This window comes from Mycobacterium sp. IDUB_5 (genome assembly GCF_055419565.1).
The window spans coordinates 81,244-94,800 of sequence record NZ_JBVAXX010000009.1; the positions used below are offsets into that span (position 1 = coordinate 81,244).

General features: G+C 68.5%; 12 protein-coding genes. 4 read left to right on the forward strand and 8 right to left on the reverse strand.

The features are described 5' to 3' along the window. Nucleotides 1–35 precede the first annotated feature (35 nt). A complete protein-coding gene (locus ACZY1G_RS26255; RefSeq protein ID WP_463824014.1) occupies nt 36–632 on the forward strand; it encodes a class I SAM-dependent DNA methyltransferase in 597 nt (198 codons plus the stop codon). Between the two features lie 26 nt (nt 633–658). On the opposite strand, the gene pafA is transcribed toward ACZY1G_RS26255, so the two are convergent. Further along, nucleotides 659–2,017 (reverse strand): Pup--protein ligase, encoded by a 1,359-nt coding sequence (pafA, locus tag ACZY1G_RS26260; protein ID WP_463824015.1) that lies wholly within the window; start codon nt 2,015–2,017, stop codon nt 659–661. 102 nt (nt 2,018–2,119) lie between these two features. Here pafA and ACZY1G_RS26265 point away from each other — a divergent pair, with 102 nt between their 5' ends. The 3 genes from ACZY1G_RS26265 to ACZY1G_RS26275 are packed head-to-tail and all read left to right on the forward strand — an operon-like array spanning nt 2,120 to nt 5,126. Further along, a complete protein-coding gene (locus ACZY1G_RS26265) occupies nt 2,120–2,395 on the forward strand; it encodes a DUF7162 family protein (protein WP_463818131.1) in 276 nt (91 codons plus the stop codon). Next, nucleotides 2,392–3,987 (forward strand): alpha/beta hydrolase, encoded by a 1,596-nt coding sequence (locus tag ACZY1G_RS26270; RefSeq protein WP_463818132.1) that lies wholly within the window; start codon nt 2,392–2,394, stop codon nt 3,985–3,987. Before ACZY1G_RS26265 ends, ACZY1G_RS26270 begins: the two co-directional genes overlap by 4 nt. Before the next feature lie 56 nt (nt 3,988–4,043). Next, entirely contained in the window at nt 4,044–5,126 is a 1,083-nt protein-coding gene (locus ACZY1G_RS26275) for a spore photoproduct lyase family protein (protein WP_463824016.1), read from the forward strand. A 4-nt stretch (nt 5,127–5,130) separates the two neighbouring features. On the opposite strand, the gene ACZY1G_RS26280 is transcribed toward ACZY1G_RS26275, so the two are convergent. The 7 genes from ACZY1G_RS26280 to ACZY1G_RS26310 form a co-directional block, all read right to left on the reverse strand. Beyond that, entirely contained in the window at nt 5,131–6,978 is a 1,848-nt protein-coding gene (locus ACZY1G_RS26280) for a putative nucleotidyltransferase substrate binding domain-containing protein (protein WP_463824017.1), read from the reverse strand. Further along, nucleotides 6,953–8,476 (reverse strand): GMC family oxidoreductase, encoded by a 1,524-nt coding sequence (locus ACZY1G_RS26285; RefSeq protein WP_463824018.1) that lies wholly within the window; start codon nt 8,474–8,476, stop codon nt 6,953–6,955. The genes ACZY1G_RS26280 and ACZY1G_RS26285 overlap by 26 nt, the downstream gene beginning before the upstream one ends. After that, entirely contained in the window at nt 8,469–10,004 is a 1,536-nt protein-coding gene (locus ACZY1G_RS26290) for an APC family permease (RefSeq protein WP_463818136.1), read from the reverse strand. The genes ACZY1G_RS26285 and ACZY1G_RS26290 overlap by 8 nt, the downstream gene beginning before the upstream one ends. A 30-nt stretch (nt 10,005–10,034) precedes the next feature. Then, a complete protein-coding gene (locus ACZY1G_RS26295) occupies nt 10,035–11,525 on the reverse strand; it encodes an aldehyde dehydrogenase family protein (protein ID WP_463818137.1) in 1,491 nt (496 codons plus the stop codon). A 125-nt stretch (nt 11,526–11,650) separates the two neighbouring features. Then, nucleotides 11,651–12,403: a proteasome subunit alpha gene (gene prcA / locus ACZY1G_RS26300; RefSeq protein ID WP_463818138.1), complete on the reverse strand. Its 753-nt coding sequence runs from the start codon at nt 12,401–12,403 to the stop codon at nt 11,651–11,653. Continuing rightward, nucleotides 12,400–13,317, reverse strand: a complete 918-nt coding sequence (gene prcB, locus ACZY1G_RS26305) for a proteasome subunit beta (protein ID WP_463824019.1) — start codon at nt 13,315–13,317, stop codon at nt 12,400–12,402. Before prcB ends, prcA begins: the two co-directional genes overlap by 4 nt. Beyond that, a complete protein-coding gene (locus tag ACZY1G_RS26310; RefSeq protein ID WP_046365221.1) occupies nt 13,314–13,508 on the reverse strand; it encodes a ubiquitin-like protein Pup in 195 nt (64 codons plus the stop codon). Before ACZY1G_RS26310 ends, prcB begins: the two co-directional genes overlap by 4 nt. Nucleotides 13,509–13,557: the final 49 nt, after the last annotated feature.

The window sequence follows — 13,557 nt, forward strand, 5'->3', positions numbered from 1 at the left end:
ACGGCTGTCGCGGCGCGCCATGGCAGCATGAGGCGATGAGCAGCCGCTGGCAGTCCTCCGACCGGCCCCGCGGCGCCGACTACGACGCCCGGTGGGAGCGGCTGAAAGCGGCCGGACGCAGTGTGCACGGCGAAGCCGACCTGGTGGAGTCGCTGCTGCGCACCTGCGGCGGCACCCGGGTGCTCGACGCCGGCTGCGGCACCGGGCGGGTCGCGATCGAGCTCGCCGACCGCGGCTTCTCGGTGGTCGGTGTCGATGCCGATCCCGCGATGCTGACGGTCGCCCGGGACAAGGCTCCCGATCTGCGCTGGGTGCAGGCCAATCTCGTCGACGCCGCCACCGTGGTTCCCGACGAGTTCGACGTGGTCGTCCTTGCGGGCAACGTGATGATCTTCCTCGACCAGGGCACCGAGGCCGCAGTCGTCGCGCAGCTCGCCCAGCGGCTCACCCCCGGTGGGCTGCTCGTGGCGGGGTTCCAGCTCCTGGCGGGCCGGCTGACGCTGCAGCGCTACGACGACATCGCCGCCACAGCCGGTCTGACGTTGATGCACCGGTGGGCGACGTGGGAACAGGCACCCTTCGACGGCGGCGAGTACGCGGTCTCGGTGCACCAACTCACATCGATCACATAGAAGCTGGGTCTACATAGAAGCTCGATCTACATAGAAGCGATGAGCCTCTTGACCCTCTCGTCCACCGACCGGAACGGGTCCTTGCACAGCACCGTGCGCTGCGCCTGATCGTTGAGCTTGAGGTGCACCCAGTCGACCGTGAAGTCACGGCCCGCTTCTTGCGCGGCACTGATGAATTCGCCGCGCAGCTTGGCCCGGGTGGTCTGCGGCGGAGTGTTGACCGCGGCCTCGATCTCCTCGTCCGTGGTGATCCGGGTCGCCAGACCCTTGCGCTGCAGCAGGTCGAACACACCGCGGCCCCGCTTGATGTCGTGGTAGGCGAGATCGAGCTGGCTGATCTTGGCGTCGGAGAGATCCATGTTGTAGCGATCCTGGTAGCGCTGGAAGAGCTTGCGCTTGATCACCCAGTCGATCTCGGTGTCGACCTTCGCGAAGTCCTGACCCTCCACTGCGTCGAGCTGACGGCCCCACAGATCGACGACCTGCTCGATCTGCGTGTTGGGCTCGCGGGTCTGCAGGTACTCCACGGCGCGCGCGTAGTACTCACGCTGGATGTCCAGAGCGCTGGCCTGCCTGCCGCCGGCCAGCCGGACGGGACGCCGCCCGGTCAGGTCGTGGCTGACCTCGCGGATCGCCCGAATCGGGTTGTCCAGTGAGAAGTCCCGGAACGCGACGCCGGCTTCGATCATCTCCAGCACCAGCGATGCCGAGCCCACCTTGAGCATCGTGGTGGCCTCGCACATGTTGGAGTCCCCGACGATGACGTGCAGACGCCGGTACTTCTCGGCGTCGGCGTGCGGCTCGTCGCGGGTGTTGATGATCGGGCGCGAACGAGTGGTGGCGCTCGAGACGCCCTCCCAGATGTGCTCGGCACGCTGCGACAGACAGAACGTCGCCGCCTTGGGTGTCTGGAGCACCTTGCCCGCACCGCAGATCAACTGGCGCGTCACGAGGAACGGCAGCAGCACGTCGGAGATCCGGGAGAACTCCCCGGCCCGCACGATCAGGTAGTTCTCGTGGCAGCCGTAGGAGTTGCCTGCCGAGTCGGTGTTGTTCTTGAACAGGTAGATGTCGCCGCCGATCCCCTCGTCGGCCAATCGCTGTTCGGCGTCGATGAGCAGATCCTCGAGCACCCGCTCCCCGGCCCGGTCGTGGGTGACCAGTTGGATGAGGTTGTCGCATTCGGCCGTCGCGTATTCGGGGTGGCTGCCCACGTCCAGATACAGGCGCGCGCCGTTGCGGAGGAAGACGTTGCTACTGCGGCCCCACGACACCACCCGCCGGAACAGGTAGCGGGCGACCTCGTCCGGGCTGAGCCGGCGATGCCCGTGAAAGGTGCAGGTCACGCCGAATTCGGTCTCGATGCCCATGATCCGTCGCTGCACCTCATCGAGACTACAAGCTGGTCGGCGCATGCGTGGGCGCCCACGCCCAAGACGCCTGTGGATAACTCCCGGTACGGGGATCTCCGGGTGCCAGCATGAGCCATGGGGGAAATCACGAGAGTTGACGTCCAACGCCTGGCGCAGCTCGCCGACCGCATCGCCGGGATCGCCGACGACATCGAGGCGCTGCGGTGCCCGACGCTCGACCCGGCCGCGCTGCCAGGCTCGGCCGTCGCCGAGGTGACGGGCGCCGCAGCACTCACCGACGAGTTCGACGACATGGTCGCCGGGCTGCGGGGATGGTCGCTGGCCGCCCGCCGATCGGCCGAGGGGTTCGAGCGGGCGGACCGTGACGGCGGCGACCGGCTGGGCGGGTGACGCCGCCGACGCTCACGCAGGCCCAGACGTGGCGGCCGGAGTCACTCGCCGAGCTCGCGCAGCGCTGGGACGCGACCGCGCGCCGCATCGACGACGCCGCCGACGACGTTGCCGCACTGATCGAGTCCAGCCGCGACCACTGGGCGGGGCACGCCGCCGACGCCGCGGCGCAGCGGGCCCGCGAACTCGCGGCCACAGCCGCCGCCCGGGCGCGGGCGTTGGTCGCGGCGTCGGTGGCCGCAAGCGACGGTGGCCACCAGATCGCCTCGGCCAGAACCGATCTGCTGGACATCGTGGAGACGGCCCGGCACGACGGATTCACCGTCGCCGACGACGGGTCGGTGGCCCCGGCCGGTGAGGCGGACCCGCTGCTCGTGTTGCTGACCGGCGGGGATGCCGCGACGATCGCGCAGATCCTCGCCGTGCGCGCCGCGGAGGTGCAGGATCAGATCACCGCTGCTCTCCGACGATTGGCCACCGCCGACGGGGACGCGGCCGCCGACATCACCGGAGCGCTCGGCGCCGACGACAGGACCGATCCGCCCACGACGATGCCGGCCGACGCCGTGAGTGCGTGGCCCAGGATGGGTCAGGATGCGATCGCCGCCCAGATCGCGGCGATGACCGAACAACAGCGCGACCGGTTGGTGGCCGAGTTCCCCCACGAAGTGGGCAACACCGACGGCGTGCCCTGGCCGCTACGGGTCGCCGCGAACCGGATCAACATCGCCGAGGCGATCCTCGCCGAGTCGGGCGACGACGACGGCTCGCGGCATCGACTGGCGCTCTATCGGGAGCTGCTCGCCGAGGTGGACGATCCGAAGCAGGCCGGTGGCCGGATCCAACGCCAGATCCTCGGCTTCGATCCGGCCCGCGCGTCGCTGATCGAGCTGCACGGCGATCTGGCCTCCGCACGGGACGTCGCGGTGTTGGTGCCCGGCGTCAACACGACGATCGACGGTTCGGCGGCCAATGTCGCAACGGCCCGCCGGTTCGTCGCAGGTTCCGGCGGGGAGGTCGCGATGATCACCTATCTGGGTGGCCCGTTCCCGCAGGTCCACAACCCGCTGGCGGTGCTGCTCGACGCGGCCGATCCGCGCACGGCGCTGGACATGGCACCTCGGCTGGTCGCGTTCACCGAGGACGTCGAGCGCACGGTCGCCCCCGGCGTGCTCGTGACGGTCATCGGACACTCCTACGGCGGCTCGATCGTCGGTACGGCCGAGTCGCTGGGCATGACGTCGGACCGCACCCTGTTCCTTGCGGCGGCGGGTGCCGGCGTCGGAATCGACGACCCGGCGGAGTGGCACAACCGCAACCCGAACGTGGTGCGGTTCTCGATGACCGCGCCCGGCGACTTCATCGAGATGGTCCAGGGCATCCCGGGCGGACCTCACGGCGCCGACCCCGACGAGATGCCCGGCGTGATCCCACTGGCCACCGGTCGGTACGACGACGGCAGCCTGGTGGCCGGGTTCAGCGCGCACAGCGGCATGTTGAATCGTCCCTCGGATTCGTGGCGCACGATCCTCGCGGTGATCACCGGGGACACCGCCACGTGGCACCGGGCGCTACTCGATGCCGGCCGCTGATCCCGGGGCTGCAACCCCGGAATCAGGACAAGATCAATCCTGTTGCTTCCCAAGCGATGACGATCACCCCCTCCCCAGTGCTGTGGATTCCGCAGCGCGTTCTGGTCACCCGCTCGGCCGCAGAGCTACCGCATGGCGCCGAGATCATCCGACGGTGCGAAGCCGCCGGCGTGCCGGCGATCGACGTGCTCGCCGGCGATCGGCTCCCGTCACTGCGCGGTGCCGACGAGCGAACGACGTACGCAGCGGCCAAGCGCACGTTGGCCGTGGTCGTGGCGCCGCCGTCGAAGCGCCGCATGCAGCCGATCCCGCCCAGCGCCGACTGGCGGATGGACCTCGCCGAAGGCTGCCCCGGGCACTGTCAGTACTGCTATCTCGCCGGATCGCTGAACGGGCCGCCGATCACCCGGGTGTACGCCAACCTGCCCGAGATCCTGGCCGGGATGGACGACCACGTGGGCCGCGGCACCGTCACGTCAGCCTCGGCTCGCGCCGGCGAAGGCACCACGTTCGAGGCGTCCTGCTACACCGATCCATTGGCACTCGAGCACGTGACCGGCTCTCTGTCGGCCGCGATCAGCCACGTCGGCACCCACCCCTGGGCTGCGCCGGTGGGCCTGCGCTTCACCACCAAATACGACGATGTCGCGCCGCTTCTCGCTCTCCCTCACCGGGGACGCACCAGGGTGCGGGTGTCGGTCAACGCCGGGGAGGTCGCGGGGCGCTTCGAGGGCGGCACCGCCCGCCTGCCGCGCCGCGTGGCGGCGCTGGCCCAGCTCGCCGCGGCGGGCTATCCGGTGGGCCTCACGATCGCTCCGATCATGCCGATCGACGACTGGCGCAACTCCTACGGCGCGCTGCTGCGATCCGTGGCCGAGGCGACCGCCGGCATTCCCGAGCTCGAACTGACCGTCGAATGCATCACCCACCGGTTCACCGCCGCCAGCAAGGAGGTGCTGACGTCGTGGTATCCGCGCACGAAACTGGAGATGGACGAGGCCGTGCGCACCCGCAAGTTCGGCAAGTTCGGCGCGGCCAAGTACGTCTATCCCAAAGAGACCATGGCGCAAATGCATTCGTGGTTCGACAGCGAGATCGCCGCGACTCTGCCCGCCGCCCGCACGCTGTACTGGACCTGAACCCCTACAGCCCGGACAACCCGACCGTGCCGACACGGCGTCGCACGGCGGCGATCTCGCGCAGGCCGTCGCCGAGTTGGCTGCGATCCAGCGGGGACAGCTCCGAAGACGCGACGATGTCTCCTGGCGGCCGTCCGGCGGTGATCTGCTGGACCTGATGAGCCATCCGCATGCGTTGGAGCATCGTGAACACCTCGGTCAGCGTGCCGGCGTCACGCTCAGTGAGCGCGCCGGCTTGCGCGGCCGCGGCGAGCCGGGTCGGGGTCGCGGCCGAGGTGACCCCGGCCACCAGGCCGCCCCAGCGCGCGAGGTTCACGATCGGTGTCACCGCATGGTTCTTGAGGTCGAATGTGCCTCCGCGCCGGGACAACACGTCTCGCAGCGAGCGGGTGCGCATCCGGCCCGACAGCGCGTCGAGCAGCTGCAGCCGCAACGCCTCCGGGTACTGCTCGCGGATGCGGTGGTACGCCGACGGCACGGTGTGCAGCCCCGGATCGCCCCACACCACACGGCCGTCGATCAGGAGCGAGGAGAACATCAACCCTCGGCCGATCAACGGTTCGGCGAGCCAGCCCTGGGCTGCGGTCCGCCACTCCGATTGCGAGCGAGAGAATTTCGCCTTGTCGGCGGTGGCACCGTTGCGGTCGGTCGGCAACCCGGCCTGGGCGAGGAGCTGGTGGACCTCGGCGGCGATCTGCCGGAACTTGCCGGCGTGCGCGCCGAGGTCGTCGCGCCATGACACCGCGCTGTCGACGTCGGAGGACGGCATCGCCTCACGCCGCGCGACGCTACCGAGCGTGAGCCAGGCGAATCCCTCTGGTGGCGGGTTGCCCGCCTGTGCGACAACGATTTCCAAGGCGCGCCGCACCAGGCTGTCGACGACCACCGACAGGATGGCGCTGGTCGCCACCGCCTTGGTGCCGTTGCGGAACAGAGCGACAGCCGTCCCGGTGACCTGGCGGCCCACCTCGCGCAACTGGGCGGCGTCATCGGCCGCAGCGATCGAGCGGCGCAGCAGGAAACTCTGTCGCGCCGAGGCCGCCAGCAGGTCGGCGTCTTCGAGGACGCCGAGCACCTCTCCCCGCGGCGTCAGCACCGGCATGTGCCGCAGCCCGCACTCCAGCATCTCCATCAGCACGCTGTCGGCCGTCAGATCCGAGGTGACGGTGCGGGCCGGTGCGCTCATCACCGATGCGATGGGAACGTCGACCGACCGCCCGGCGGCCACCACCCGGGTGCGCAGATCACGGTCGGTGAAGATGCCCAAACTCGAGTCGGGCAAGCGGATCAGGGCGTACGACACGTGGTGGCCGGTCATCCTGATCACCACGTCGCGCACCGTCTCGTCCGGCTGCACCAGCAGGACATCGCCGTGCACCAGCTCGGACACCGGACGGGCATCGGTGGCCGGCGCGATGGTCGCCCGCTCGGCGGCCCGGTTCCATCCCGACGCGGCGAGGAAAGCCAGGCCGGACGGTTTGGCGAACTGCTGCTGCACCAGGGCACCCGGTAGGCGGATCAGCGTACTCGGCGCGGACGTCCTTGCCTGGAAGTCCATTCCGGCGCCGCTGAGCAGAGGCAGGTAGCCGAAGATCCCGCCCGGGCCGACATCGTCGATGAACACGCCGTCCCCGCTGCCGCGCAGCGTGACCAGACCGTCGCGAACCATCCACACCGCATCGGGCACGCGGGATGCGTAATCGGCCACCACGACGTCGGCCGGGAACGTCTCGATCGCGGCACCCTCGGCCAGCGCGGTCAGCTCATCGTCGGTCGCGGCTTGAAACGGGGTGTGCGCGGCCAGGAACTCGGCCAGCCCGGCCCGGTCAGCCTGCTCGGATGAGATCGGCACACCTCTCCGCCATCGTCATCACCGTGATGTTCGGGTTCACCGCAGGCAGTTTCGGCATCGCCGAGGCGTCCACCACACGCAAACCCGTGACACCCTTGACCCTCAGCTGCGGGTCCAGCACCGCCATCGGGTCCGTCGGCGCACCCATCCGCGCGGTCGCGGCCGGGTGATAGACGGTGTTGTGGCACTGGTGGATGTAGTCGAGCAGCTCGTCATCGGTGGTGGCGTCGGGTCCCGGCGCGAGCTCGCGCGCTATCCAGGGCGCCAGCGGGGACTGCTCGGCGATCCGGCGGGCGAGCTTCACGCCCGCGAGCATGATCCTGTCGTCGTAGCCGTCGGGGTCGGTGAAGTAGCGGGGGTCCACGCGGGGACGGTCGCGGAAGTCGCGGGTGCGCAGCCGCACCGTGCCGCGCGAGTGGCCCTGAGTCACGTTGGGCGTCAGACAGAATCCGTTGTCGGTGGTCGGATAGCCGCGACGCAGCGTGTTCATGTCGAATGGCACGCTGCCGTAATGCATCATCATGTCGGGCTGGCTGACACCCTCGTCGATCGTGGTGAACAGCCCGATCTCCCACCACTGAGTGGAGGTCGTCACCATCGGCTGGGCGGCCTCCCAGAACACGAGGCCCTCGACGTGGTCGTCGAGGTTGGCGCCCACGCCCGGTGAGTCGACCCGGACGTCGATGCCGATCTCCCGCAGATGCGCCGTGGGCCCGATTCCGGAGAGCATCAACAACTTCGGAGTGTCGATGGCGCCGGCGGTCACGATCACCTCGCGCCGGGCCGCGATGGTGTCGTAACCGGTCAGATCCGGCCGCTGGTACCGCACCCCGGTGGCGCGCAGGGCGTCGTCGAACAGGATCTCCGATACCCACGTGTCGGTTCGGAGCTCCAGATTCTTGCGCGTGCCCAGGATGGGGTGCAGGAACGCGTGCGATGTCGAGTTGCGGATACCGTCCTCGCCGGCATTGATCTGGAACCAGCCGGCGCCGTTGCGCACCGTCTGCCCGCGGTTGAACGACACCGTGGGAAGCCCGACCATCGCGGCAGCTTCGAGAACCGCTGCGCCGCAGGGGTCTTCGGGCGGAACGTCACGCAGCGTCACCGTCTGGGTGAGTCGATCGACCAGCGGGAGCACCTCGGCGGCGCTCCAGCCCGTCGCGCCCATGGCCGCCCACTCGTCGAGCGCCTCGGCGGGCGGATGGAAGGCGATGCAGGAGTTGTGCGACGAACACCCGCCGAGCACCTTCCCGCGTGCATGGCGCATGAACGAGTTGCCCCGCTCCTGCGGTTCGACGGGATAGTCCCAGTCGTACCCGGAGTCCAACAGGTGCATCCAGTCCGCCAGCACCAGGATCTTGTCGTCGTCGACATCCGACGGACCCGCTTCTATCAGGCAGACCGTGACGTCAGGATCCTCGGACAACCGGGCGGCGAGCACGCAGCCCGCGGTGCCACCACCGGCGATGACGTAGTCGAACACGCCCGTCTCAGCCATCGGTGCGGGCCTCCGCAACCGTCGCGGCAGCATGCGACTCCAGCGTGCCGATGTGGTTGCGGCCCTTGACGGCATACCACAGCAGCCCGGCGCCGAGGATGACGCCGATGTACACGAACGCGCCCCAGGTGTTGTACCAGGGCTCGCCGTAGACGGCGGCTCGCGGCCAGGCGAGATTCAGTGCCATGCCGACACCCCAGACCACCGCGACGATGTTGACCGGCAGACCCCACTTGCCCATCGTGAAGTAGCCGCCCTCCTTGAGGTCAGCGGGCGGCCACTGTCCCTGCAGCCTCTTCTTGAGCAGCGGACCGGTGACCATCAGGTAGGCCAGGTAGATCATGATGATCGCGATCGAGGTCAGCACCGTGAAGATCTTGGGCTGCTCGATGTTGATGACCAGGATGATCACCGAGATCACGCCGATCGTGACCGCGGGGACGATGGGGGTCTGGGTCTTCGGGTGCACCGTGGCCAACCGCTCGCCGAAGGGCAGCGCGTTGTCGCGTGCCATCGCGAAGGTGAGCCGGATCGCCGCGGTGTGCACGGCCAGCGTGCACACCGTCACCGCCACCACGATGCAGACGAGGAAGATCTTGCCCAGCGGTCCCCACATCACCGACTCGACGATGTACTGCAGCCCGCCGGAGCTCTCCCCCAGCTTCGGGTCCTCGAGGTTCGGCGCGGCCATCACCGCGAACACCAGGATCGCACCGCCGATCACGAACGACGCCAGGATGGCCCGCAGGATCGCCTTGGGTGCGGTTCGCCGTGGTTCGACGGTCTCCTCACCGAGCGAGGAGGCCGTGTCGAAGCCGTACATCACATACCCCGATGCCAGCGACGCGACCAGGAACGCGCCCAGGTAGCCCATCGACTCCTCGGCGCCGTACCCGTTGGTGGAGAAGAAGATATCGGGGCCACGCTCGATGTTGACGGCCAACAGCACCGCGATCAGCACCGCCGCGATCAGTTCGATGAACACGCCCGCGCTGTTGATCATCGACATCAACCGCACGCCCAGGGCGTTCACCAGCGTGGTGAACGCGATGAGGATCGTGCCGAGAAGCACCGCGTTGGCGGCGTAGTCGTATTCACCGGTGCCATCGCCGATGATCTGGAACCCGCTCCACAGCCTCGGCAGATTGAGTTGGTAGGCCAGCGCCACCGCCGAGATCGTCACGATGGACGCGGTCAGCATCAGCCAGCCCGACGTCCATCCCACGATCCGGCTGGCCAGCTTCTTGCTCCAGTTGTAGACCGACCCGGCGACCGGGTACTTGGCCGCGAGCTCCATGAAGCACAGCGCGACGGCCATCTGGCCGACGAACACGATCGGCCACGACCACAGGTACGCCGGCCCGGCGCTGGAGAATCCGAAGTAGAAGAGCTGGAAGGTACCGGTGAGGATCGAGATGTAGCTGACTCCGGCAGCGAAGCTGGCGAACTTGCCGATGCTGCGGTCCAAGGATTCCTTGTAGCCGAAATCCTCCATGCCGCTGTCGGGGTGGGGATCTTTGATCACCATGCGTGTTGCCCTTCTACTCCGGGACTGCCCTCAGTTAGTGAACCAGCCCGCGGCAGCGGGGGCCGTGTTGTGCCAGATGTGTTTGAGCTCTTGGTATTCGGCCAATCCGGAGGGTCCGAGTTCGCGCCCGTTACCCGACGCACCGAAGCCGCCCCACTCCGCGGCGGCGGTGTAGTAGCCGAAGTCGTTGAGCCACACGGTGCCGTGCCGCAGGGCGCGCACCACGCGCTCGCCGCGCGCCGAATCCGAGGTGCGCACACCGGCAGCGAGCCCGTAGCGGGTGTCGTTGCCCAACGCGATCGCCTCGTCCTCGGTCGTGAAACGCTCGACGGTGAGGATCGGTCCGAACGTCTCCTCGGTGACGATGCGCATCGACCGGTCGCAGTGGTCGAAGATGGTGGGCAGGTAGAAGTATCCATTCGCCAGGGCGGGGTCGTCGGGTCGCTTGCCGCCGCACACCAGCGTGGCCCCTTCCGAAACACCCAGCGCCACATAGCTTTCGACCTTGGCGCGATGCTGCTCGGACACCAGCGGCCCGGTCTCGCTCGCCGAGTCGAGCCCGTTGCCGACGCGGATCGTGGCCGCCCGTTCGGCGAGTGCGGCGACGAAGTCGTCGGCGATGGACTCTTCGAGGATGACCCGGGTGCCCGCAGAACACACTTGACCGGAGTGCAGGAACACCCCGGTGAGGACGTGGTCGACCGCGGCGTCCCAGTCGCCGCTGTCACGGACGTCGGCGAAGACGATGTGGGGATTCTTGCCACCGAGCTCGAGGGCCACCTTCGTGACGTGCGCGGCGGCGGTCGCGGCGATGGTGCACCCGGTCGACAGGCCGCCCGTGAACGAGATGAAGTCGACGTCCGGATTGTCGGTGAGCGCGGCGCCCAACGTTGCGCCGCTGCCCTGCAGCAGGTTCACCACACCGGGCGGCACACCCGCCTCGTCGAGCAGGTGGACGAACGCGATGGTGCTCAGCGGGGTGACTTCACTGGGTTTGGCGACCATGGTGCATCCCGCCGCCAGCGCCGGGGCCACCTTCCACGACATCTGCAACAGCGGATAGTTCCACGGTGCGATGAGCACGCACACACCGATCGGCTCGGCCACCACCCGGCTGATCACCGCAGGGTCACCGACGTCGACGAGCGTGTCGGCCTCGACGCCGATTAGGCGCGCGTAGTAGCGGAACACCGACGTGACGTCGTCGATGTCGATACGACTTTCCGCCAACGTCTTTCCGGTGTCGCGGGTTTCCAGCAGCGCGAGATCTTCCTTGTCGCGCTGCAGCAACTCGGCGATGCGGTGCAGCAGCTCGGAACGCTCGGATGCCGTGGTGGCGCTCCAGGTTCCCTCGTCGAAGGTGGCGCGCGCCGCCGCCACCGCGGCAAGCGCGTCGTCCGGGGTGGCCTCGTCGACCACCGCGGCGACGCTGCCGTCGGCGGGGTTGACGATCTCGCGTGTGCCACCGTCAGAGGCGTGCCGCCAGGCACCACCGATACAGAGGTCAGGTTGACCGTCCATGCCCGCTTCGGCCTCCTCGCCTGGTGTCTCGACGTCGCCAGCGGGGACACTACCCAGTCAGGGCACTGCGCGCGCGGTTGTTCGTCAGGAACGGGCGGGACCGTCACGGTGGCAGGAGAAGAGATTCAGCCTTCGGTGTTCTCTGCCGCAGCCTGCTCGTGCGCACTGCTGTCAGGCGATGCCGGCAGCAGCGCCTCCAGGGCGGCTCCGGTGATGCGGCGGAACGCCCGGCGCGGCCGGTTGGCGTCGAGCACCGCGACCTCCAGGGTGCCCGGGCCGAGTGCGCGCGGTTCACTGCCGTTTCCGCCCGCACCCATCGCAGTCACCGCGGTGGACACGGCATCACTGAGGCTCAGGCCCTCCGAGTAGGACTCGGTCAGTGCGGTCGAGATCGGCTCCGTCGTCCCGCCCATCACCACGAAGTGCGGCTCGTCGGCGATCGACCCGTCATAGGTGATGCGGTACAGCTCGGGCGGCTTGGTCTCGCCGTAGTGGGCCACCTCGGCCACGCACAGCTCCACCTCGTAGGGCTTGGCCTGCTCGGTGAATATGGTGCCCAGCGTCTGGGCGTACACGTTGGCCAGTTGGCGCCCGGTGACGTCGCGACGGGAGTAGGCATACCCCTGCGTGTCGGCGAATCGGATACCACCGCTGCGCAGATTGTTGAACTCGTTGAACCGGCCGACAGCGGCGAAGCCGACGCGGTCGTAGAGTTCGCTGACCTTCTGCAGCGAACGCGACGGGTTCTCGGCGACGAACAGCACGCCGTCGGCGTAGGCGAGCGCGATCACGCTGCGGCCGCGGGAGATTCCCTTACGGGCGAGCTCGGAACGCTCCCGCATCGCCTGCTCGGGTGAGATGAAATAAGGGAAGCTCACAGCTGCTCACCTCTAGCGCGCTCGGCGTCGGGGCCGAAAGTGTCTGCCCGCGAACGACTCTCGATGATCTCGCGGGCCAGCCCGGCGATCTGCTGCTCGGCCACATCGACTGCGCCGTCGGCGGTGATCACCACAGCGGTCGGGTAGATGCCCCTCACCAGGTCCGGACCACCGGTGGCCGAATCGTCGTCGGCGGCGTCGTAGAGCGCCTCGATGGCCACGCGCAGCGCGGAATCGGCGTCGCTCACCCGGGAGTACAGCTTCTTCATCGACGACTTGGCGAAGATCGAGCCCGAGCCGACGGACTGATAACCCTCTTCTTCGACGTTGTGGCCGCCGGCGGCGTCGAACGACACGATGCGCCCGGCTGCCTCCGGGTTCGGATCGTCGAGGTCGTAACCGGCCAGGAGCGGCAGCGCGATGAAGCCCTGCAACGCAGCGCCCAGGTTGCCGCGCACCATGGTGGCCAACCGATTCATCTTGCCAGGGAACGTCAGCGGAACGCCTTCGAGCTTCTCGTAGTGCTCGAGCTCGACGGCGTAGAGGCGGGCGAACTCGACCGCGATGGCCGCGGTGCCCGCGATGCCGGTGACCGTGTAGTCGTCGGTGATGTACACCTTCTGCACGTCACGGCTGGCGATCATGTTGCCCTGAGTGGCGCGACGATCCCCCGCCATCAGCACACCGCCCGGGAACTTCAGCGCGACGATCGTGGTGCCGTGCGGCACGATGTCGGTCGGCAGGGCGGTCGGCACCGCGCCGCCCGCACCCGGAAGCAGATGAGGGGCCTGGTGGCGCAGGAAATCGGAGAACGACGACGGGTTCACACCGCCGTGCGACAGGCCTGCGGGCAAGGCGTCAAAGGCTCCCGGTACGGGGTTGGCAGAGGTCTGATCGCGATGCGGCCAGGTCACTGTCCACCCTTCTGCACGTACGCACGCACGAAGTCTTCTGCGTTCTCTTCCAGGACGTCGTCGATCTCGTCGAGCAGATCGTCGGTTTCCTCGGTCAGCTTCTCTCGGCGCTCCTGGCCGGCAGCCGTACTGCCGGTGAGGTCGTCGTCCTCGCCGCCTCCGCCGCCGCGCTTGGTCTGCTCCTGCGCCATCGCTGCCTCCTGCGTCTCTCACTCCAGGCGTGACATCCTCAGATGCCGA

Excerpts from the sequence above, each read along its gene's own strand:
- ACZY1G_RS26285 (WP_463824018.1), bottom strand. The coding sequence starts at position 8,476 with ATGGCTGAGACGGGCGTGTTCGACTACGTCATCGCCGGTGGTGGCACC.
- ACZY1G_RS26275 (WP_463824016.1), top strand. The coding sequence starts at position 4,044 with ATGACGATCACCCCCTCCCCAGTGCTGTGGATTCCGCAGCGCGTTCTG.
- ACZY1G_RS26290 (WP_463818136.1), bottom strand. The coding sequence starts at position 10,004 with ATGGTGATCAAAGATCCCCACCCCGACAGCGGCATGGAGGATTTCGGC.
- ACZY1G_RS26310 (WP_046365221.1), bottom strand. The coding sequence starts at position 13,508 with ATGGCGCAGGAGCAGACCAAGCGCGGCGGCGGAGGCGGCGAGGACGAC.
- ACZY1G_RS26295 (WP_463818137.1), bottom strand. The coding sequence starts at position 11,525 with ATGGACGGTCAACCTGACCTCTGTATCGGTGGTGCCTGGCGGCACGCC.
- ACZY1G_RS26255 (WP_463824014.1), top strand. The coding sequence starts at position 36 with ATGAGCAGCCGCTGGCAGTCCTCCGACCGGCCCCGCGGCGCCGACTAC.
- ACZY1G_RS26265 (WP_463818131.1), top strand. The coding sequence starts at position 2,120 with ATGGGGGAAATCACGAGAGTTGACGTCCAACGCCTGGCGCAGCTCGCC.